Genomic DNA, 21,440 nt, shown 5'->3' on the forward strand with positions numbered 1-21,440 from the left:
TCGCTATCGCTGACCGGCCGCGGGGTCAGCGCGGTTCCCGTAAGACATAGCCCACCCCGCGCAACGTATGCAGCAGCCGCTTCTCCCCGGTGTCGATCTTGCGCCGCAGGTACGACACGTAGGACTCGACGACATTGACGTCACCTCCGAAGTCGTACCGCCACACATGGTCGAGGATCTTGGGCTTGCTGAGCACAGTGCCGGCATTGATCACAAAGTAACGCAGCAGCGTGAACTCGGTGGGCGATAAGGAGACCGGCTCACCGGCCTTCCACACCTCGTGGGTCTCCTCGTCGAGTTCGATGTCGGCGAAGGTCAGGCGGGCGCTGCGGGGCTCCGCTCCGCCCTTGCCCGCGCGCCGCAGGATGACGCGCAGCCGGGCAACCACCTCTTCGAGGCTGAACGGCTTGGTCACGTAGTCGTCGCCGCCCAGGGTCAGGCCGGCGATCTTGTCCTGCAGGGAGTCACGGGCGGTCAGGAACAGCGCCGGGGCGTCGATACCGTCGGCGCGCAGGCGCCGCAGCACGCCGAACCCGTCCATGCCGGGCATCATCACGTCCAGGATGACCGCGTCGGGGCGGGCCTCCCGCGCCCGGTCCAGGGCTTGGGCACCGTTGGTCGCGGTGTAGACCTCGAACCCCTGGAACTTGAGGCTCACCGAGAGCAGCTCGACGATGTTGGCCTCGTCGTCGACCACAAGGACGCGAGCCTCCGGTTTGGTTTCGCTTGGGGTTGCCGTGGTCATCAGGTTCTTCTGCCCCTTGTTGTACGTTAGCTATGTAAAGATTGTGCGGTTCCTGAAAGCTCAGTGCCAACACTCTGATAGTAGTCTGCCAGGAATCGCGGCGGCGGCGTGGACCTGCGCAGCTTGACGTGGTCGCGTCGCGAATAAACTCGTGGGATGAATCTCGCCGTACGGATCGTCTCGGCCGCGACCGCCCCGGCGCGCGTGGGGCTCGCGGCCGCGGACGCCAGCCTGACCGTCGCCAGCGCGGCGGTGGGCGTGGCGAAGCGGGCTCTGGGTGACGGCGGTACCGCCGGAACGACGGCCATGACGTCCATGCTCGGAATCGACGACGCGATCGTTCGCGCCAACCGGCTGGCCCGGCTGCTCGACGACGACGCGCCACTCGGGCGGGCGGTGGCGCCGGATGGACCGATCGACCGGCTGCTGCGCCCGGGCGGCGTGGTCGACATGCTGACCTCGGATGGCGGTCTGCTGGACCGCCTGACCGCCGAGGGCGGCGGCCTGCACCGCACGCTGCAGCCCGGCGGGCTGGCCGATCAGCTTGTCTCAGAGGACGGGTTGATCGAGCGGCTGCTGGCCGAGGATGGGCTGGCCGATCGGCTGCTGGCCGACGGTGGCCTGGTCGACAAGCTGACGGCGAGAAACGGGCCGCTGGATCAGCTCGCCGACGTCGCCGACACCCTGGCGCGGCTGACGCCGGGGATGGAGGCGCTGGAGCCGGCGATCGCCACGCTGCAGGATGCCGTCGTCGCGCTGACCATGGTGGTCAACCCGCTGAGCAACATCGCCGACCGCATCCCGCTGCCGGGCCGGCGCCGTCCGTCGTCGCGGGCGGTGCGCTCAACGCGCATGATCGACACCGGCGAGTGACCGATTAGGCTAAACCCCGCTTGACCCCGCCTCCTTAGCTCAGTGGTAGAGCACTCGCCTTGTAAGCGAGCGGTCGTCAGTTCAATCCTGACAGGGGGCTCCGAGTTTCGGTGCCCCCCGCCGGCCCAGCGGGCCGACCCCGGATCACGGATGGCCCGGGATACCGTCCAAGCTGCCCTGGATGCCTTGCAGGTCGCCCTGAATGCCGTCCAGCTGCCGTTGGATGGCCTGCAGGTCAGAGAGGGTGTTCTGATAGGCGGGCTGCATCTGGTCCGCGGCGGTGGGCTGAGATTGAGGGCAATACGAGACAATGGCCCCCGCCGTCACTTGCGCGCTTTGATCGGCGTCCCAGACCGATGACCGCTGCACGAATTGAACCGCGTCCGCGAAATTGGGTCGGCGCGCCAGGAAGTCGCAGACCGCGTGGCCTTGGGCCATCACGTAGTCCTGGCTGGGAACCGGTATGCCCTGATGCTTCAACGCGGTGATGAACGCTGTGTCGGCAATGTCAACGCGCGGAGCGGGCGCTTTCGGTGCCATGCGAGGGGACGGCGGCCCGGCCGAGGGCGCGGTTTCGGTCGGCGCTTCGGTCCGCTGCGCCGATGGATCCTGGCGGTGGACGGTGAACACCACCACGACCAGCGCGGCGGCGACGGCTACCAGAGACAGCGGCATCGCCGCGGACAGACCCCGGCGGAGCAGCGGGCGCTTGGCCCGGCGTGCCCCGCGACCGGTTCTGCCGCCCGGCGACCGGTTGTCGGCGCGAACCCCGGCTTCGGGCGCCTCCACCGAGTTGCTGAAAGACACCCCGGTGTTGTGGGCCAGGAGCTCGTCGAGCAGTTCGTCGACCTCCTGCGATGACAGTCGACCGCCCCGCTCGCGTACCGAGCGGCGGCGCGCAGCGATGCGCCGCAACTCTGCGTCGATGGTCTCGCGGTCGCGCATATCAACAAGTTTGCGACTGCCCCGGCGCCGCCACAAGCCTCGGGGCAGAGGCGGTGGTCGGGTGCGGGCCCGCCGGCCATCGACTGACGCGGGACGGTGTCATACCCATGCGAGGCGGCACCCTGGTCTCGGCGCCGATAGCGACGACGCGGCGGCCCCCGATTCATCGGATCGGGCTGTTCACCACGGATTCGAGGATTCCTGACCCGATTGATCGACGACGGGCCCGAGACCGCATGAAAAGTGTTGCGTTCCAATCGGTTAGCATTCGCGGACAGCGCATGTGCTACCGTAACCCGGGGATGCCCGTCGGCATCCGTTCACAATGAGAGAAGTTGAAGGTATGACACAGGGAACTGTGAAATGGTTTAACAGCGAAAAAGGCTTCGGTTTTATCGCTCCGGACGGCGGCGCAGCGGATGTGTTCGTCCACTACTCGGAAATCCAGGGCAACGGCTACCGATCGCTCGAGGAGAACCAGCGAGTCGAGTTCAATGTCGAGCAGGGAGCCAAGGGCCCGCAGGCAGTCGGAGTAACTGCCGTCTAAAGCGAGTTCAACCCTATGTGGGCTGGTGGGAGGCTTCCCGCCAGCCCACAGTGCGTTGAGGCGTGTACATTGGTGGCAGCGGTCGTGTTCCGCCTTTCCCCAGCAACTTTCTCGCGGAGGGGCGCATCTACGAATCGATCGCTCTTCGCTCCACCACCTCCGTTTGGGCCGAAGCCAAACCAATTTGAGGAACCCATTCCATGACATCGTCCGACTTGTTCTCGCATCGCTACGAGCCCGAGGTCGTTTCACGGCCCGCTGGCGATGGGGAACCGGTACAACTTCCGGCCTTCTCCGACCGCCCCAACAGCGATCCCGGCACCGCGATGCCATCGTAGGCGGTTTGCCCGGGACCCGACGCCGCTCGCCCGGTCCGCCTAGCGGGAAAATCCCTATCGCCTACTGATCCGGCGGCGGAACAGGATCGGGCGGCGGGCCGTCCGGCGGGGGCGGCACAGGAGCCGGCGACCGATGCGTGCAGTCGGGCACGAACATCAACACGCCCCCGACCATGGTCCAGCCAATCGCGCACCCGGGCGGCAACAAGGGCGGGGTCTGCTGCCCTGCGATCAACACCGTCAGCGCCGCGGCAAGAATCGCCGGACGCGTCAGGCGGGGGACGAACTTCGCAGCAGCCCGGCCCGGAGGGCGACGGACGCGGGACCGTCTCGCCGACGGTTCGGCCGTGGCGTCAGGCATATGACTTTTCCGCTCTGCCGGGAAGCTGATTTCCCAGTCTGAAATGCGCCGGTGTACGCCGCAACTCGAAGGAATCCCCCCACTTCCGCGTGGTCCGGCGTCGCCGCTCCGCCGTCGAGGGATGTTCCTCGTCGACGCCCCGCCCCGAGCGGCCGTTGATGTGGGACCGCTCGATGCGGAAGACTTGTCACGGCAAATCGATGGAAGTGATCACAGTGAGCCGTGACCGCGTCGCGAACACCCGGACAGTGCGGCACGCCGCGCCGATGTTGCTCGGCGTGGCCATGGTCGCACTCGTCGGCTGTTCGGCGCCGACGGCGAAGCCCACCGCAACGGCGGTAACCGCTGTGCCGGCATCGACCGCGGTCGCCACCCCGCTGGCGTCGAGGACCGTGCCCGCCGCACCAACCCCGCCCCTCGGCGCACAACCCCAGTTGGCGACCGATCCGGGGCAGCTGGCCGACGACCTGGTCGCCGACGAGCGGGCACTGCGTGACCCGTCGACGGCGGAGCCGGCATTGGTGGCGGCGGCGCATCGCGAGCAGGCCGCGTACCGGGCCATCGGGAGACACCCGGAATGGGACTCCATCACCCGGCCGCGCATCCCACCGGAACTGGTCGACGTCTACGACCGCAACCTCGACGCGCGGCGCCAGCTTCAGGCGATGACGCCCGCAAAAGACACGCTTCCCGCCTGGCGGATCGAGCCTCCGGTTCCCGCCGACGAGTTGATCAACGACTTCCACACCGCGGAGGCGGAGACCGGCGTCGGCTGGAACTACCTGGCCGCCATCAATTTCGTCGAGACCCGCTTCGGCAGCATCAACGGCGTCAGCACGGCCGGCGCGCAAGGGCCCATGCAGTTCTTGCCGTCGACCTTCGCCACCTACGGTCAGGGTGGCGACATCAACTCGCCCCGCGACAGCATCATGGCGGCGGCCCGCTTCCTCGCCGCCAACGGCTTCGCCAACGACCCCGCTCGCGCCATCTACGGCTACAACCACGCGCACCAATACGTCGATGCGGTAGACCAATACGCCGCATTGATCGCAGCCGATCCGGCCGCTTTTCCCACCTACTACCGGTGGGACGTCTATTACGTCACCACCGCGGGCGACGTTCTGCTCCCCGTGGGCTACGCAGCGCCGGCCCCGATCCCCGTCGCGGACTACCTGGCCACCCACCCGCAGTGATTGTCACGGTCAGGCCAGGAAAGCAAGCACGGCAACGGATTTCAGGGCCAATGTCCCAAGTGAGGCGCGCTACCCTCGGTTCTTGCGCGCGAGGAACGCCCGCATGTGCTCTTGGGGCTCCCCGGTCAGGAACGCCAGTCCGAACTGCTCGATGCTGTCCTCGATCGCCGCGGGGACCGTCATGTCGAACCACTTGTTGAGCAAGCGCTTCTGTTGACGGACCGCGTGCGGGCCGAATCCCGCGAGCTTCCCGGCGAGTTCGGCGATGCGAGAGTCAAGCGCGTCGGGGGCGACCACCTGGTGCACCAGGCCCCAGGTGACGGCCGTGCCGGCGTCGATCGTTTCGCCGGTCAGCAGGAGCCAGGCCGCGTGCGACGCCCCGATCAGCGCCGGCATCAAGGCCGAATGGATCACCGAGGGAATGCCGACCGCCACTTCGGGCATGCCGAACTTGGCTCCGGATTCGGCGATCCGAAGATCGCAGCACATCGCGACCTCGAGCCCACCGCCGAGGCAGTACCCGGCGAGCCGGGCGATGACCGGGACGGGGCATTGACGGATCGCCTCACAGAGGCCCGCGAGCCGACGGATGAACACCTCGGCGCTGAAGCGGTCCAGGGCGACCATCTCATGGATATCGGCGCCCCCGATGAAGGCGGCGTCCCCCGCCCCGCGCAGCACGACCACCCGAACGTCATCGCCATGGCCGACGGTGTGGAATGCCTGCGTCAACTCCTCGATGGCGGGCGTGCCGACGATGTTGAGCGGCTTGGAGTTGGTCAGCTCGATGGTGAGCACGCCGCCGTCGCGACCGACTTGAGTGAACGGCCTTCCCGTGGTGTTCATGTGGCCCTCACAGGTACTTCAGGGCGATGTCTTGCAGATGGGTGCACATCGCTTGGCCGGTCGCCTTCTCCAGCTTGATTCCCAACTCGCCGGCGAGATTGACGAACCCCATCAACAGCATGATTTCGCCGTCGGGTTCGTTGGTGACGTTTTCAACGAGCCGGTTCCACGCGAATTCATTGCCGCTGTCCGACGTCCATGCCGTCATGACCTCGATGGCCCGGCGAACGTTTTCTCGCACATCCATTCCCGGAGCCTGCCATGACGACCCGCGCGCCGCCCGACGCGGTGATCGGCTCAGCCCGGGCCGTCAGTACAGCGGAACCCAGACCCCCATGTACCAGAAGCCCCAACCGCCGAACTGCCAGTTGAAGACCGGGATGGCGGTGTAGGTGTCGTACTGGAACGGCCCGAAATCCGCCTGCGCGACGGCGAGGTCACGCGGCGGCCCGGACCACGGACGGTTCCAGCCGCCCGGCGGCGGCGGACCGTCCCAGCCGCCCGGAGGCGGCGCGCCCACCCAGTGTGGCGGCGGGTGGCCCGGCGCCGGACCGTCATTCCAGCCGTAGCCTCGCGGTGGCGGCGGTGGCGGCGCGCCGTGGTCCACCGCGCTGAAGCCGGCCCGCGCATCGCCGGGCCCACCCACTTGGGCGTTGCCGCTCGCATAGGTGCCCCGCGGGACGTAGGGCTGGTGCGGAGGCTGGGTGCTCGGCGGGTTGAGGGCCTGGCTGCCCTGCGACGGCGGTGCGTTGTGCTCGCTCGCCGGCGCGTTGGATTGCCCACCCTGCGGGTTCTGTCCGTGCTGGTCGGGCGCGTTGTTCGGCTGCTCGTTCGGGCCGCCCTGCTGCGGGTTCTGCCCATGCCCCCCTTGGGGCGGATTGTTCTGCCCACCCGGCGCACCGCCGGGTCCGCTCTGCTCACCGCCCGGCCCGCTCTGCGGGCCGCCGGCGCCGCCGGGGTTACCCCCGCCACCGCCGCCGCCGTGGCAGTTCGGGCACGGCGGCGGCGGGTCGAGCGGGGCCGCGAAGGCCGAATTCGCGGTCAAGGTGACCGCGGAGATGCTCAGGCCGGCCGCAACCGCCGCCGCGCTGACGACACGTTTCATAGACATGACTGCGTCCCCTCTCGGGTGTCGATCGCCTGCGCTACGGGCAGGTGGCGTCCAACTCGAACGACTTGGTCACCTGCTGCGGTTGCTGCGGATTGCTCATGTCGAGACCCGTCGCTGTGCCCTTGATTGCATAGGTTTTCCCGTTCACGGCGGCTCCGGCGTTGCCGCCCTGATTGGGAGCGGCGTCGGAGAAGCCGAGTGTGATGCCGTTGACGCTGCCGAGTCCGACCGAGTGCACGATGGGTGGGTTCGCGTTGCCGACCACCGCGCCGACACCGGCCGTGGGATCACCGATGCCGATGTTGGTGTTGTCGCCGGACTGGATGCACGTGACCTGGCCGCTGACGTTCTGCGCCTGACCGTCCACGATGACCTGCGGACCGGCCGCCGATGGGGACGAGGACGAGGATCCGGTGTTGGGCTCGTTTCTCGAACAGCCGGCGCAGGCCGCGGCCACTACGGCCACGCCCGCCGCGCCGAAGACGATCCCACGCTTCACTGCTGCTCTCCTTCGTGTCGCTGGTGTCGCACGGCCAACTGCACTGGCCGGGCCGCGCCGATCCAGCACGGACGCCCAGATGCCGCGAGCGCGGTTACCCGCTGCCCGTGGGACACAAACCCGGTGTCGCGACGGCCGCGTATCACGGCAGGACGCGCAACCCCCACTTGCCCAGTAGCGGATCGACGAGTACGAAGTCGGTGGTGTTGTCGTCACCGTCGGGCGAAGACATCAACAAACCCACCGCACTCACGCTGCCGTCGTCGTTCTTCACGAAACCAGGGCTGCCGCTGTCCCCATTCAGGCTGAACACACTGGCCGTGACAATGCCACCTTCCACATGCTTGACGACACCACAGGTCTCGCCGGTGACCGCACCGATCTTGCAGAACGGCGCACCCTCGCGAATCTGGTCGCTGTGCAACACATCCCGAACCACATACCGTCCGCCGACATCACCTATCGGCGCGCCGACACCCGGGTCGAGGCGGATGATCGCCGCGTCGCGTATCTCGCCCTCCTGCTCGCTGGCGCTGATCCGCCCGAGCGGTAACGCATTCCCGTACGTCCACAACGAACCGTCGTGGGCGTCGCAGTGGCCGCTGGTCATCAGGTAATAGCTGCCGTCGATACCCTGTGCCGCGAAACCCGCTGTGCACGAGTTGTTTTCATCCTCGACCTTCATACCCGGCGCCACGCCCGCATCCGCCCATACGGGGTTCGCCAACGCCGTCGCGGCGACGACCACAGCACCGACCAGGCCCAACCCTCGCAACCACCGCATGGCCACGCCACCTCTCTTGATGTGTCGGGCAGCATGCTAACAGCGTCAACGGGTTGCGGCCGCCCGGGTGTTCAGGACGGATCCGCCAGCCACCCAAGCGAATTGACATGAACGCCAAATCAGTGGCATTCCCTCTGCCCGACAACCAGTTTCGCTTCGATGACGACGAGCCGGCGATCAGCCGACGACGTGCCGGGCGAGGAAGCCCAGCACGGCGTCGGCAAAGATGTCGTTGCGATCACCGGCGACCATGTGCCCGGCACCGCGCACGTCGGTGAATTCGACCTGCGGGAACCGCGCCAGGAATTCGTCCGCACGTTCCTGGCTGACGAGGTCACTCACCTGTCCCCGGATCAACAGCATCGGCACGCCGTCACGCAGGATCGCGTCGACGGCCGCGTGCATGCGATCGGGGTCGGTGACCTCGAACGGGGGAAACGCGGCGGTTCCGCTGATGAACTGGGGATCCCAGTGCCAGTACCAGCGATCGCCGCGGCGGCGCAGATTCGTGGTCAGGCCGTCCAGGTCGGTGGGCCGCGGCCGATGCGGGTTGTACTCGGCGATCGCGTCAGCGACCTCGTCGAGTGAAGCGAACCCCGATTCCACCCGCTCGGACATGAAGGCGTGGATCCGATTCGCCCCGGATTGATCCATGTTCGGCACGATGTCGACCAGCACGACCGCGCTGGCGATGCCCGGGCAGAGCTCACCGGCGAGCAGCATCGACGTGAAGCCGCCCAAGGAGGCGCCGACCAGCACCGGTTGCGGGGGCAGCGTCCCCAGCACTTCCCGGACGTCACCGGCGAAGCTGACGACGCGGTAGTCGCCCTCGTCGGACCAGTCGGATTCCCCGTGGCCGCGCAGGTCGACGGTCACGGCCTGCCAGCCGCGCTGCGCGACGGCGGCCGCGGCCCTGCCCCAGGAGCGACGCGTCTGCCCGCCACCGTGCAGGAACACCACGGCCCGCGCTTGCGGATCCCCCAACCGGTCGGCGACGATGCGTACGCCACCGGTCCCCTGGATCGAAAACGGCTCCACTGCCATGGGCATCAGGTGATACTAAGCCGCTTCAATACGATGCAGCGGGGCGTCCCGAGGAGAAACCCATGCGGCTTGACGAGTACATGTCCATGGACGCGACCGCGTTGGCCGAACTGGTCGAGCGCAAGCAGGTCACGGCGTCCGAACTTCTCGCACTGGCCCGGCAGCGGGCGGACGCCGTCAATCCGCGGTTGAACGCGATCGTCCGCCACCTGGGCGAAGTCGCGGACAGGCGGGCCGCCGACGCGGCCCTGTCCGGGCCGTTCGCCGGCGTGCCCTTCGTGATCAAAGACCTCGCCCAGGAGTATCGCGGCTTCCCGACGTCGAGCGGTTCCCGGTCGCTGGCCAACGACGTGTCCGACGAACACGCGCTGGTGACGCAGCGGTTCCTGGATGCGGGGCTGGTGATCTTCGCCATGACCAACACCCCCGAGTTCGGGGCCAAGGGGGTGACGGAATCGGATTACTGGGGGCCGGCGCGCAACCCCTGGAACACCCAGCACACCCCCGGCGGCTCATCGGGCGGTTCGGGAGCGGCGGTTGCGTCCGGGATCGTGCCGGCCGCGGGGGCCAACGACGGCGGCGGATCGATCCGCATCCCGGCCGCCTGCAACGGGCTCGTCGGCCTCAAGCTCAGCCGGGGGCTTTCGCCGTATGGGCCGCAGACCGGCGAGCCGATGTTCGGGATGGTGACCCAGGGCGTCGTCTCGCGCACCGTCCGCGACAGCGCCGCGCTCTGCGACGCGATCGTCGGCCGCGATGCGCACGCCGCCTACGAAGTCGCCCTTCCGCAAGGCGCGTTCGCCGAACACATCAAGCGTCGTCCGGGCACGCTGAGGATCGGGTACTCGTGGTCCTCGGCGATCAACCCGCAGCCCGACCGGGAAGCCGTCGCCGCGGTCGAACGGGCGGTGTCGCTCCTGAGCGATCTGGGACACCGGCTCGAGGAGGTTCGGCCGCCGTACGACGACGCCGCCCTGGCGCGCGACTTTCTCATCATCTGGTTCGCCCAGCTCTACCAGCACGTCGCCGACGCCAGACAACGCACCGGCGCCGGCGACCGCGATTTCGAGGCCGACACCTTGGCCGTGAGTGAACTCGCCCGGTCCACCGGAGTGCTGGCACCGATCTTCGCGTTGGAGAACCGCAACAACCACATCAGATCCCTGGCGGCCTTCCACGAGAGTTTCGACTGCTTGCTGACCCCCACCCTGGCCACGCCGCCGCTTCGGGTCGGCGCGACGGCCACGCCCCGACCACTCCAACGGGCGGCCCGCATCGCCAGCAAGGTGCGCGCGGGAAAACTCCTGGCGCTCAGCGGCATTCTCGACCAATTGGTCCGCGAAAGCCTGGGATGGGTGCCGTACACGCAGCTCGCCAACATCACCGGACGCCCCGCGATCAGCGTCCCCCTGCACTGGACCGACGCCGGGCTTCCCCTCGGCGTCCAATTCGTCGGGCGGCTGGGCGCCGACGGCGACCTCCTGCAGCTGGCGGCCCAACTCGAGGAAGCCGCCCCGTGGGCCCACCGGTACCCGGCGCCCGCGTGACTACCGTGACGCGTCCCGTTTGCCTTCCGGCGGGTGGTCGCCCCGCCAGAGCCGCGAAAACCGTCGGGCGACATCGCCGAGCCGATTCCCGGCCCATTGAGAAGCCTTGATCCTGCCGAGAGCCTGTTTTCCCTCCGCGGCATAGTCGTTGACCGTTTCGTCGCCTTCCTCAGCACGCATCCTCAACCTCCGATGTCTTCCGCCGGTGTGAGCCGTTCGGGTGTCTGGGCCGGCCTCAGCCGCTCGGGCGTCTCAGTGGGGGGTGCCCCGCTGCGGCGAATCGGTGGTGTCCATCGCTCAGCCCTCCGATCGGCTCCCGGGTTGCCTACCCGCCTGCCCCGGGAGCCGAAACGCGGACGAAGCCGGACCGCCGCCGCTCAGGACACCGGCTCCTTGCTGGCTTTGACCGGCGCGGTGCTCGGCGGCAGCTTGAGCAGATTGCCGCGCAGGCTCCCCCGCGCAGTCCGCACAGCCACCAGCAACCAGGTGAACAACAGCCCCGTGTACGCGATGGCCGCAGCCGCCCGGAACGCGGGCAGATGCGTATGGCCGGCGAGCTGGGAGGTGCCGGTGACGAACGTCCCCACCGGGAAGGTCAGGCTCCACCACGTCAGCGCGAACGGCATGCCGCGCCGCAGCGTACGCCCGGTGAGCGCGGTGGCCAGCGCGATCCACAACACCGCGAAACCCCACACCGGAACTCCGTACAGGATCGCGAAGGCGTTCATCTCCTCGGCCAGGTCGCGGTCGACGGCCAGTGCCGCGGTAGCACCCAAGAGCCCTGCAGCGGTGATGGATTGGCCGAGCGGGCCCAGAACGATCCACAGTGTCGGCACGCGCGCCGAGCCCGACGTGCCGTACAGGGTCAGGCGCGCCCAGATCATGGCGACGATGTTCAGGGAAGCCAGCAACGACAGGCCGAACATCGCATAGCAGCCCAAGAGCATGGTTTCGCGTCCGGTGCCTACCGCCATGTGCGGCAGCAGCAGCGCACCCATGGCCGCGCTCACCATGGGTGGAACCACCGGCATCAGCCAGCCCCCGAAGGCCGCGTCGGGCTCCACGTTGTGCTGGGTGAACATCAAGAACGGAATGCTGACCGCGGTGAACAGGCCGCCCAGCGTTCCCGCCGTCCACAGCACCCAATCCAGGTCGACGGCGAGGCGCTCGCCGATGAGGTCCCTGCCGACCAGCACCGCTCCCCCGCCGACGGTCATCAGCGCCATCGGCGCGGCGCCGTAGAAGTGCGCCATCTGCGGATTGCGCGCGTGGGTGCGCGCCACCGTCGGGTGCCGCAGCCAGTGCCCCCCGACGAGCACGATCAGTACCACCAGCAGGGCGGCGGCGATCACCCACACCACCTGGGCGAATGCGCGCAGCCCCACTGCGTGCACGGGCAGGGACGCGCCGGCGCTGGCCACGATCCCGGTGCCCATCACCGAGGCGAACCAGTTGGGCCCGATGTTTCCCAGTACCTCGACCCGGGTCTGCGGCGACGCTGCACCGTCGGGGCTTGCAATGGCCATAGCTGGAAAACCTACTGCGCCGCGCCGAATCGGGCGCGTCTGCCGCTTAGACTCCAACGGTGATGCATCCGGCGCCAACGGCCAGGAGGGCGGTCAGCAGGGTTCGGCTGATGGTCGGGATCGCCGTGGTGGTGGCCCTCGCCGTTCTCGCCGTACCCATCAAGCAACGCTGCGGGGCGCCGGGCTTGTCATGCGCGACGGCGGTGGACCCCCAGGGCAATATTCACTACTACTACGAGGTCGAGCCGCTCGGTGTTTACCTCGCCGAGATCGCGACCGGCTCGAACATCGCCGTTTTCTACGAGTCGGGCCAGGACCTCGTGAAGGCCCCGTAGTCTCATCTCGGCTCGATAACAAGTTCGATTCGGTCCCGCCGGTCATGTGACATTAGCGAAACCCCGGCGCGATGGCCAGGACGGAACACGCTGGTCAGACCGAAATTGCCGCTGCGATGGACGGCCCGGCGGCCCCCGCGGAGCGCGCCTGGCAACCGTCCTCGATTGGGGCCTTCACAGCAAGCTAACGCATACTTGACACCATGCTTGAAGCGACATCGCCGCAAACCGCCGCCGCGGTGCCCGGCGATGCGCTGGGTCCGGACAGAGGTTTGTGATGGCCCGCTCTGGCGGTGCTCACCACCGTCATCGAGCCGTCCGACAGCCCTCCCGATTCCGCAAGGGGCTGACGCGCACCCTGGGCGCGCTGGTCTCCGTTGCGGCAATCGGCCTGACCGGGGCGGGGTACTACGTCGCTCACGGCGCGCTGGGCGGCATCACCGTTTCGAACGCCCTGCAGCCCGACGACCCGCGATCCAGCGGCGACAACATGAACATCCTGCTGATCGGGCTGGACTCCCGCAAAGACCAGGAGGGCAACGACCTGCCCTGGTCGATCTTGAAGCATCTGCACGCGGGCGATTCCGACGACGGCGGCTACAACACCAACACCTTGATCCTCGTGCACGTCGGGGCCGACGACAAAGTCGTCGCCTTCTCGATCCCGCGCGACGACTGGGTGGCCTTCAACGGGGTGCCGGGATACAACCACATCAAGATCAAGGAGGCGTACGGCCTGACCAAGCAGTACGTCGCGCAAAAGCTCGCCAACCAGGGCACCAGCAGCCAGAAGGAACTCGAGACCAAGGGCCGCGAAGCCGGCCGCGCGGCGACGCTGCGCGCGGTGCGCAGCCTGACCGGCGTCCCCATCGACTACTTCGCCGAGGTCAACCTGGCCGGCTTCTACGATCTGGCCCAAAGCCTGGGCGGGGTGGAGGTCTGTCTCAACCATCCCGTCTACGACTCCTACTCGGGCGCCGACTTTCCGGCCGGGCGACAGACCTTGGATGCCTCCCAGGCCCTGTCCTTTGTCCGGCAACGCCACGGCCTGGAGAACGGGGACCTGGACCGCACCCACCGGCAGCAGGCGTTCATTTCGTCGGTCATGCAGGAACTGCAGGCCGCGGGGACGTTCACGAATCTGGACAAGCTCAAGAGCCTGATGGCCGTGGCACGTAAGGACGTGGTGCTCTCAGCCGGTTGGGACGAGGAGATGATCCAGCGGCTGGGTTCGCTGGCCTCCGGCGGCCACGTGGAGTTCCGGACGCTGCCGGTGGTGCGCTACGACAACATCGACGGTCAGGACGTCAACATCGTCGATCCGGCGGCGATCAAGGCCGAGGTGGCCGCGGCCATCGGCGCCTCGCCGCCGACCACAACGCCCGCCACCACCGCCGCCAAGCCGAGCCCGTCGACCGTCGTCGATGTGATCAATGCCGGCAGCACCAGTGGACTCGCGACGGAGGTGTCGCGCGCCCTGCAGAACCACGGCTACACGACGGGCCAGACCCGCGACCGCAGTTCGGGCGAGCCGACGGAGAGCACGGTCGCCTACGGTGCCGGTGCGGAAACCGACGCCGCGAACGTGGCCAAGCTGCTCGGCCTCGACGCGCCCAGCCATCCCGACCCCACCGTTCAGCCCGGCCACATCAGGGTGACCGTGGATACCAATTTCACGGTGTCGATGGTTGACGACAGCACGGACGACACCGCGAGCACGACGACGTCGACCAAGGCCAAGACTTACTACTACAACGGCACCACCACGACCTATCCGACGCCCGATCAGGGGAAGCCGATCGACGGCGACGGCGTTCCGTGCGTTAACTAGCGGCGCAGCCGGGCGCTGCGGGTCGCCGACATCGAGTCTCGGCGATCGCAAGCGCGGCGCAGCCGGGCGCTGCGGGTCGCCGACATCGAGTTAAGCGTGCGTCCCGCCGTCGATGCGGATTTCGGTTCCGGTGATGAACGCGCCGTCCTCGGACACCAGCATGGCGATCACCCCGGCCACCACGGACGGATCGGCCATCCCGGTCCCGCTGGACTCGACCGTGGTCGGCAGAATCGGCATCAACCTCGAAAACAGCGCCCAGTCAGCGTCTTTCGGGATGTATCCGCCGGTTGCGTCGGTGATCCCGGACTTGATGCTCCCGGGCGCCACGCACACCGCGCGCAGGCCGGCGCGGGCGTACTCGAGCGCCAGCGAATGCGTGAACGCCTGGATCCCGCCCTTGCTGGCGGCGTACGCCGCCATATACGGGTGAGCGAACGAGGCGGAAGTCGAGCTGAAGTTCACGATCGCACTGCGCGAATTCGCCAATAGCGCCGGAAGTGCTTCCCGCACAACCAGAAACGTGCCGGTCAGGTTGACGCCGACGATCTTGTTCCACAATTCCAGGGTGGTCTGGTGGGTGTGCGCGGCGCGCAGGATGCCGGCGGCGTTGACCAACGAATCCAACCCGCCGAGCGTTTCGACGGCCCGCGCCACCCCCTCGACCACCGAATCCTCGTTGCCCACGTCCATCGGCATGGTGGTCAGGCGAGCGGCGGTCGCGGCCTCGTCCGCGCGGGCCCGCGTGGCGTCCAGGCCGGCCTCCGCGACATCGGAGGCCACCACGGTGGCGCCCTCATCCAGTAGGCGCAGCGCGGTGGCCTGGCCGATTCCCGACGCGGCGCCCGTCACCAGGATCCGCTTGCCCTTGAGTCGCTCCATTGCCGCTCCCGTGCTTGTCCGTCACTAGCCGTGCCCATCATCGCAAGGTGTGGCCCGAATGGGGCCCGAATCAAGGCAAAGTGGATGCACGGACATCGGGCCGCGGAGGTGCTCCTGGTGCCGGGCGCCGATGGCATCACGTGGGCGCTCTCGTACGGCATGGGCCTCCTACTGCTTGAGCAAGCGTGACGCGGACCAACTCAACTCCCTCACCCGCAAGGCCATGGATGACCGCGAAGGGTTGATCGGTCTTCCATCCTGATCTGGCGACTGAGGTTTCCGACGAAAAGTGGACAGGGAGGTTATCCGGCTTGGGTGGCCGCGTCGAGAGATTGTTCGTAGGCCATAGGACTGAGCATTCCGATCACCGGATGGCGTCTTTGTCTGTTGCCGAATGTCGTCCTCTTATCAACTGCTGCAACGTGTTCCGCATCAATGACGAATGTGTGATGGTGGCCAAGCAGTGCGGTGCGCCGGCGAGGATCAACGCGAGCCCAGGCAGGCGCACTCGGGTTCTTTGCACAGCCACCGGCTAATTCGTCGGTAATGTTGGTGCACTTGGCTGTACGTGGCAAAGCGCCGCGCACCGTCCGCGCCGCTCTTCGATGATTGAGGCGCGATCGAGACACCCACCGTTGACTCGGCTGTGGTTCAAGCCCCGCTTCGGGTGGTTGACCGAAACGCGTTTGTAAAACACCGGGCCTTGCCTGGTGGTCCGCGAACGGATACTGTGCGTATCACACTGATACTTCTCGTATCAGCGGTGATGGCTTCGTATCAATGCAGGGGATGCATCTCCAGTGGGTATCTCCGATCCAGTCGCAGCGAACCAGATCGGACGAGGTAGCGATGGACGGCAACTCGGGAATCCCGGTGATCGGCGGCGTGAGCCAAGTCCCACCGGATCCCGTATCCCTCCTTCTCGGTCTGGATCGGCCGACGTTCGGCGTCCATCCGGGTCCGGCCCGGTACTAGGCCCGGAGAAGCTGGTGTTGGCTGATCAAACCGCAAAACCGCAGGCTCGGACCGGGAGCAGACTGGATAAGACCTTCGATATCGACTCGCGCAGCGACGCGGGGCCTCGGGCCCCCTTGCGCGCCCGATTGCTCGTCATGCTCGGCGCGCTGTCGGCGTTTGGACCGGTGACAACCGACGTGTACCTGCCCAGCCTGCCCCAGGCCGCCGCCGCGTTGCACACCACCCCGGCCGGGATACAGTCCTCGCTGACCGCCTGCCTATTCGGGCTGGCGGCAGGCCAATTGATCGCCGGGCCGCTGAGCGACAGCTGGGGCCGCCGCAGGCCCCTGCTGGCCGCCATGGCGGTGTTCGTCCTGGCGTCGGCGCTGTGCGCGAGCGCGCCCAACATCGTTACCCTCGACCTGTTCCGGCTGCTGCAAGGCTGCGCCGGCGCGGCCGGGATCGCAATCTGTTTCGCCATAGTCCGCGACCTCTACTCGGGCCGCGCCGCCGCCCGGGCCTACTCGATCCTAATGGCCGTCAATGCCATTGCCCCGGTCATCTCGCCGACCGTCGGCGCCCAGCTGCTGCGGATCACCAACTGGCGCGGCGTATTCCTCGCCCTCGCCGGACTCGGCCTGATCTTCGTCGGCTGCGCCTACGCCTGGGTCGACGAAACCCTGCCGGTCGCGCGCCGCGCACGCGGCGGATTCGCCGTCAGAGCGGACGCGCTGCGACGACTGATCGCCGACCCTGGTTTCACCGGCTACGCGCTGGCAGGTGGTTTCACGTTCACGACGATGTTCGCCTATATCTCGGCGTCCCCGTTCATCTTCGAGGGCCTGTTTCAGATGTCGGCGCAACAGTTCGCGCTGTTCTTCGCGCTCAACGCCGCCGGGGTTCTACTTGCCAACGCCGTCAACGCCCGCCTCTTGCAACATTTCTCCCCGCGCACGCTGCTGGATCTGGGCCTCGTCGGCGTCGCCGGCGGAGCGGCAGCCGTATTCCTGGTGATCGTCACCACCCACCACAATCCCTACCTCTGGGCACTGGTGGTGCCTCTGTTCGTCATGGTCGCCAGCACCGGTCTGACAATGCCCAACGCTGCAGCCCTTGCCCTCGACCAGCACCCGGACACAGCCGGAACTGCCGCTGCGGCCCTCGGCATGATCCAGTTCGCTCTCGGCGCGATCGCGGCCCCGATAACCGGACTCGACCGGCACAGCGCTATTCCGCTCGCAGCGACGGTGCTTGCCGCAGGCGCTTTCGCAGTCTTCGCTCGCATCATGGCGCCGCGAAAACAGCTGGACACCAAACCATCTGCCGCCGTCGCGACGGGAAACGCAGGATGAGTACAAAGTCGTTAGTCAACGGCGGTGACCCTAGAGGGCCCCAGATAGCGATCGCCGCCCTCAGTCGGCCGCGCCCTTGAAAAAGGGCTAACCGTCACCTCCGCAGCAGGATTCGATGTCATCGCGCTTTGCGGGCCTGGCCTGTTGGCGCTTCCTTAAGTCGCAAAACTGTTGCAGGCGCTTTTCGCTGGCCTTGGACTGTAGAGCGCCAATTGGTTACACGCGTCGACCCGCTTATACAGAAACGTCATGGGACGTTCACCCGTTAGCACGCCGCGTCCGATACATTACGTATCACTGCGATACATTGTGTATCGCTCCGGCACGGCGCAGATGCCTTGACGGTGGGGGGAAAGGAATCCGATGAGTACAGCGGGCATGTCGGTCATTGCGTGCGAGCGCGAGGTCCAGTTTGGCGACTTTCGCTATCCGTTCCACGTTCATTCGGGTGATCAATCATGGGCTGAATTCGCGAGTCGCATGGTCGAACTCGACGCCGACCGGTTCATTGTCATCACCGATGACGGGGTGCCTTCGGCGATTGTGCATGCGGTGGAAAACTGCCTTGTCGGCGTCGGCCCGACCGGAGTGTTCACGGCACCGAACACGGAGAAGGCCAAGAACATCGAGACTTTGGACCGACTGGCCGAGGAGGTCATCGGCAGCGGAGTCACCCGCAACTCGGTGGTCGTCGCCCTCGGCGGCGGACTGGCGGGCAATGTCGCAGGTCTGTTGGCGGCGCTGATTTTTCGCGGAATTCGGTTGGTGCACTTGCCGACTACCTTGCTCGGGATGTCGGACTCGGTGCTGTCATTGAAGCAAGCGGTCAATTCGCGCATAGGCAAGAATCACCTCGGAACCTTTCATGCCCCGGTATTGGTGTGGAACCACCTGGACTTCCTTGCGACGCTCCCGCCGGAAGAGATCCAGGCCGCGCTCTGCGAGATGATCAAGAATGTCTTGGGAATCTGCCCGGACCGGTACGACGAGATCGCCGCGAAGCTGCGGCCCGACGCGGTGTACGCATCGGAGACGATCGCCGAGTTCATCGATCTGTGCGTGACGGCCAAGGCCACTGTGATGCGAAACGACCACCGGGAGAAGCGGGAAGCGTTGGTGCTCGAGTACGGGCATACCGTCGGCCATGCGGCCGAGCTGCTCACGGGGGGGACACTGCGGCACGGCCATGCGATCGGTGTCGGCATGCTGGTCGCCGCACGTGTTTCGCGTCTGCTCGGTTTCCTGGACGAGGCCGATGAAGCGGCACATCGAGTTCTGTTGGAGCGCAACGGCGCTCCCGTTGAACTGCCGTCACAGCTTACGGTCGACGAGATCATCTCCGCCGTCCGTCGCGACAACAAGCGCGGATACGTCCCGTCCCGTCCGGGAATGGCCGACATGGTCATCCTGGAGGGACTCGGTCGCCCGCACTGGGTCGACGACAACATCATCACCCAGGTGGACGAGGACATTCTGCGCTGCGCCATCGGCAGTTACCTGCCGGGATCCTAGCCACAGGTTGCGACGGACGCGGCGCTGACGAAAGTGCAGCCATCATGACAGCGTTATCAACGGCTTACTCTGGATACGGGCCGATCATCAACGACACCAGTGGTCTGGCCACCACAATCCGGCAAATCGGTGGAACGGGCACCGCCCGATGGAAGCAACTCGCGTACGGCGCACACCTGCAGGGCGAGTGGAACACCGTCGAACATGTCACGCTGCTGCCCGGGGCAGGCGTCGGCGAGCACGTCCACCTGCGCACCGAGGAGATCTACTACGTCCTGTCCGGCGTGGCCACCATGCAGGTTAACGGCCGAACGCACCAGGTGCGCGCAGGCGATCTGATCACCACTCCGATCGGCGGCAGGCACTCCATCAAGAACACCGGTGAAGAAGACATGGTCTTCTTTGTCGCCGAGGTTTTCCCCGGTGAAGGCCCGTCCGCGGATCCGATGTTCATTCCCATTGCGGATCGGATGCGCACGGTGGATGGATTCCGCGATTCGCCGCAGCCTGTCCACCTGTCCCGCGTTATGTTGACGGAGATATTCACCGGGCCCTGGCGGGCTTTCAGCGAGGTTCGTCTCGAGCCTCAGGCCCGCCTCGGGGACTATTCATTGCCCGAGTGCGCCGAGGTGATCTTTGTCCTGGACGGAAGCGCCGCGATCACTGTCGAGGACGAGACCTACGACGGCGGTCCGGGGCTCTGTGTGGGGTTGCCCGCCGGGGCAACACGGCGCATCATCAACGTCTCCGGCCAAGATGAGCTGCGGCTGATCTCGACCGAGGTGGCGGTGGCATGAAACTCGGACTCGAAGGCCGCGTCGTCGTCGTGACGGGCGCGGCGAGCGGGATCGGGCGGGCCACCGCACTGGAATTCGCCAAGGAGGGCGCCCGGCTGGCGCTCGTCGATGTGGCGAAGGACGAGCTGGAGAACACTGCCGAACAGGTCTGCGCGCTGAACGCGGAGGTGTCCACCGCCGCCGCCGATCTGTCCACTGCCTGGGGTGTCGTCGACGGGCTGGAGATGGCGTTGCGTCCCTATGACGCCACAGCCGACGTTCTGGTGAACAACGTCGGGCAATGCTTCGCGCGGACGTTTGACGAACTCACCGATGACGACTGGGCGGCGACGTTGCAGATCAATCTCTTCTCGGCGATCCGCGCGATTCGGTATGTGCTACCCGGGATGCGGTTGCGTGGTAGCGGCAGCATTGTCAACAACTCGTCGGACCTGGCTCGTCAACCGGAGGCCGCACCAATGGATTACCAGGTCTCCAAGGTCGGCCTGCTGTCGGTGACCAAGTCGTTGGCGCTGACCGAGGGGCCAAGCGTGCGAATCAATGCGGTGGCGCCGGGACCGGTGTGGACACCGCTGTGGACTCGCCCCGGCGGGTTCGCCGACACGCTCGGCACGCTGCACGGCCGGGACGCCAAGGCCGCGGTGGAACACGAACTGTCCCAGCGCCAGATCCCCGCAGGGCGGATGGGCACGCCCGACGAAGTCGCGAGGGTGATCGCGTTCATGGCCTCCGAGGCCGCGTCATTCATCACTGGGACGGTCTGGGGTGTGGATGGTGGCAGCATCCGTGGTTTGCTGTGATGCGCCATCCTGAAACGCGCGTCGCGACGCCGCCGGAGGCGGGCGAGCAACCCGGCTCGGTGCCAACGACTTTGCGCGACACCGTCGCGTTCCTGCCCCCGGGCGCGGGCAAGGCCATCCGCACCGGGTCGATGTCGGTGGTGTACAAGGTGTCCGCCGAGTGGACCGGCGGTGCATACACCATGCACGAGCAGCCGGTCGGGCCGAAAGTGATGGTGGCCCCACACACCCACGCTGCGCAGGATCAAGTCAGCTACGTGGTGGAAGGTGAGATGGGCTTCCTTGTCGGCGAGGAGGAGTTCGTCGCCCCGACCGGCAGCTGCATTTTTCGTCCACGCGGTGTCCGGCACGCATTATGGAACGCTACCGACAAGCCCGCGCGGATGATCGAAATCACCAATCCCGGTGGGCAATTCGAGTGCTACTTCCTCCGATTCGGCGAACTCACCGAGGCGGGGGAGACCAGTCAAGAGGTGATACACGCCCTGGGTGCACGCTACGGGATCAGCTACGACCTCGACAAAGCCGAGGATCTGGCACAGCGGTACGGTGTGAGCTCCACCGGCAGTTGGTGGGCAGGCTCGCGGGCTTAGCAGCGGCCGGCTTTCCGCGCCG

General features: G+C 66.9%; 22 protein-coding genes and 1 tRNA gene. 12 read left to right on the forward strand and 11 right to left on the reverse strand.

Annotation, left to right across the window (positions count from 1 at the left end; translation table 11 throughout):
• Nucleotides 1–25: 25 nt before the first annotated feature.
• Entirely contained in the window at nt 26–745 is a 720-nt protein-coding gene (gene phoP, locus AWC03_RS23310) for a two-component system response regulator PhoP (protein WP_067947794.1), read from the reverse strand.
• A 156-nt stretch (nt 746–901) separates the two neighbouring features.
• Here phoP and AWC03_RS23315 point away from each other — a divergent pair, with 156 nt between their 5' ends.
• Nucleotides 902–1,618: a hypothetical protein gene (locus tag AWC03_RS23315; RefSeq protein WP_085243049.1), complete on the forward strand. Its 717-nt coding sequence runs from the start codon at nt 902–904 to the stop codon at nt 1,616–1,618.
• A 28-nt stretch (nt 1,619–1,646) separates the two neighbouring features.
• Nucleotides 1,647–1,718: transfer RNA gene (locus AWC03_RS23320), tRNA-Thr, on the forward strand.
• 44 nt (nt 1,719–1,762) lie between these two features.
• On the opposite strand, the gene AWC03_RS23325 is transcribed toward AWC03_RS23320, so the two are convergent.
• Entirely contained in the window at nt 1,763–2,563 is an 801-nt protein-coding gene (locus AWC03_RS23325) for a DUF732 domain-containing protein (protein ID WP_085243050.1), read from the reverse strand.
• A gap of 343 nt (nt 2,564–2,906) precedes the next feature.
• Between AWC03_RS23325 and AWC03_RS23330 the strand changes: the two genes are divergently transcribed.
• Together AWC03_RS23330 and AWC03_RS23335 are read left to right on the forward strand one after the other, a co-directional pair.
• Nucleotides 2,907–3,110, forward strand: coding sequence for a cold-shock protein (locus AWC03_RS23330; protein ID WP_007166408.1), 204 nt, complete (start codon nt 2,907–2,909; stop codon nt 3,108–3,110).
• Between the two features lie 965 nt (nt 3,111–4,075).
• On the forward strand, nt 4,076–5,002 hold the full coding sequence (locus AWC03_RS23335) for a lytic transglycosylase domain-containing protein (RefSeq protein ID WP_085243134.1): 927 nt from the start codon (nt 4,076–4,078) through the stop codon (nt 5,000–5,002).
• Nucleotides 5,003–5,071: 69 nt separating this feature from the next.
• On the opposite strand, the gene AWC03_RS23340 is transcribed toward AWC03_RS23335, so the two are convergent.
• From AWC03_RS23340 to AWC03_RS23365, 6 genes are all read right to left on the reverse strand, one after another.
• Entirely contained in the window at nt 5,072–5,848 is a 777-nt protein-coding gene (locus tag AWC03_RS23340; RefSeq protein WP_085243051.1) for an enoyl-CoA hydratase, read from the reverse strand.
• A gap of 7 nt (nt 5,849–5,855) precedes the next feature.
• Complete coding sequence (locus tag AWC03_RS23345; protein WP_085243052.1) at nt 5,856–6,095, reverse strand: hypothetical protein; 240 nt, start codon at nt 6,093–6,095, stop codon at nt 5,856–5,858.
• A gap of 63 nt (nt 6,096–6,158) precedes the next feature.
• Complete coding sequence (locus AWC03_RS23350; protein WP_211279279.1) at nt 6,159–6,953, reverse strand: MAP_0585 family protein; 795 nt, start codon at nt 6,951–6,953, stop codon at nt 6,159–6,161.
• 40 nt (nt 6,954–6,993) lie between these two features.
• Nucleotides 6,994–7,458: a lipoprotein LpqH gene (locus AWC03_RS23355; RefSeq protein ID WP_085243054.1), complete on the reverse strand. Its 465-nt coding sequence runs from the start codon at nt 7,456–7,458 to the stop codon at nt 6,994–6,996.
• Between the two features lie 142 nt (nt 7,459–7,600).
• Nucleotides 7,601–8,248, reverse strand: coding sequence for a chymotrypsin family serine protease (locus AWC03_RS23360; protein ID WP_085243055.1), 648 nt, complete (start codon nt 8,246–8,248; stop codon nt 7,601–7,603).
• 171 nt (nt 8,249–8,419) lie between these two features.
• A complete protein-coding gene (locus AWC03_RS23365) occupies nt 8,420–9,286 on the reverse strand; it encodes an alpha/beta fold hydrolase (protein ID WP_208859374.1) in 867 nt (288 codons plus the stop codon).
• A 62-nt stretch (nt 9,287–9,348) separates the two neighbouring features.
• Between AWC03_RS23365 and AWC03_RS23370 the strand changes: the two genes are divergently transcribed.
• Nucleotides 9,349–10,833, forward strand: coding sequence for an amidase (locus AWC03_RS23370; protein ID WP_085243056.1), 1,485 nt, complete (start codon nt 9,349–9,351; stop codon nt 10,831–10,833).
• Here the strand turns inward: AWC03_RS23370 and AWC03_RS28245 are convergent, their stop codons facing one another.
• Complete coding sequence (locus AWC03_RS28245; RefSeq protein ID WP_085243057.1) at nt 10,834–11,013, reverse strand: hypothetical protein; 180 nt, start codon at nt 11,011–11,013, stop codon at nt 10,834–10,836. It abuts the gene before it with no gap.
• Between the two features lie 197 nt (nt 11,014–11,210).
• Complete coding sequence (locus AWC03_RS23380; RefSeq protein ID WP_085243058.1) at nt 11,211–12,359, reverse strand: TDT family transporter; 1,149 nt, start codon at nt 12,357–12,359, stop codon at nt 11,211–11,213.
• Between the two features lie 62 nt (nt 12,360–12,421).
• On the opposite strand from AWC03_RS23380, the gene AWC03_RS23385 reads away from it, so the two are divergent.
• Together AWC03_RS23385 and AWC03_RS23390 are read left to right on the forward strand one after the other, a co-directional pair.
• The gene (locus tag AWC03_RS23385) at nt 12,422–12,694 is read left to right on the forward strand and encodes a hypothetical protein (RefSeq protein WP_085243059.1); all 273 of its coding nucleotides are present in this window, start codon (nt 12,422–12,424) and stop codon (nt 12,692–12,694) included.
• 277 nt (nt 12,695–12,971) lie between these two features.
• Nucleotides 12,972–14,525 (forward strand): LCP family protein, encoded by a 1,554-nt coding sequence (locus AWC03_RS23390; RefSeq protein ID WP_142278491.1) that lies wholly within the window; start codon nt 12,972–12,974, stop codon nt 14,523–14,525.
• Nucleotides 14,526–14,615: 90 nt separating this feature from the next.
• Here AWC03_RS23390 and AWC03_RS23395 read toward each other — a convergent pair whose 3' ends face one another.
• Entirely contained in the window at nt 14,616–15,407 is a 792-nt protein-coding gene (locus tag AWC03_RS23395) for an SDR family NAD(P)-dependent oxidoreductase (protein WP_085243061.1), read from the reverse strand.
• Between the two features lie 992 nt (nt 15,408–16,399).
• Here AWC03_RS23395 and AWC03_RS23400 point away from each other — a divergent pair.
• The 5 genes from AWC03_RS23400 (at nt 16,400) to AWC03_RS23420 (ending at nt 21,418) form a co-directional block, all read left to right on the forward strand.
• Entirely contained in the window at nt 16,400–17,716 is a 1,317-nt protein-coding gene (locus tag AWC03_RS23400; RefSeq protein ID WP_249025959.1) for a multidrug effflux MFS transporter, read from the forward strand.
• A gap of 378 nt (nt 17,717–18,094) precedes the next feature.
• On the forward strand, nt 18,095–19,228 hold the full coding sequence (locus tag AWC03_RS23405; RefSeq protein WP_158089998.1) for a 2-deoxy-scyllo-inosose synthase: 1,134 nt from the start codon (nt 18,095–18,097) through the stop codon (nt 19,226–19,228).
• A gap of 44 nt (nt 19,229–19,272) precedes the next feature.
• Nucleotides 19,273–20,025, forward strand: a complete 753-nt coding sequence (locus AWC03_RS23410; protein WP_085243063.1) for a cupin domain-containing protein — start codon at nt 19,273–19,275, stop codon at nt 20,023–20,025.
• Nucleotides 20,022–20,825, forward strand: coding sequence for an SDR family NAD(P)-dependent oxidoreductase (locus AWC03_RS23415; protein ID WP_085243064.1), 804 nt, complete (start codon nt 20,022–20,024; stop codon nt 20,823–20,825). The genes AWC03_RS23410 and AWC03_RS23415 overlap by 4 nt, the downstream gene beginning before the upstream one ends.
• Complete coding sequence (locus tag AWC03_RS23420) at nt 20,825–21,418, forward strand: cupin domain-containing protein (protein ID WP_085243065.1); 594 nt, start codon at nt 20,825–20,827, stop codon at nt 21,416–21,418. Before AWC03_RS23415 ends, AWC03_RS23420 begins: the two co-directional genes overlap by 1 nt.
• The last annotated feature ends 22 nt before the right edge of the window (nt 21,419–21,440 follow it).

The sequence above is a fragment of the Mycobacterium europaeum genome (assembly GCF_002102155.1).
Lineage (GTDB): Bacteria > Actinomycetota > Actinomycetes > Mycobacteriales > Mycobacteriaceae > Mycobacterium > Mycobacterium europaeum.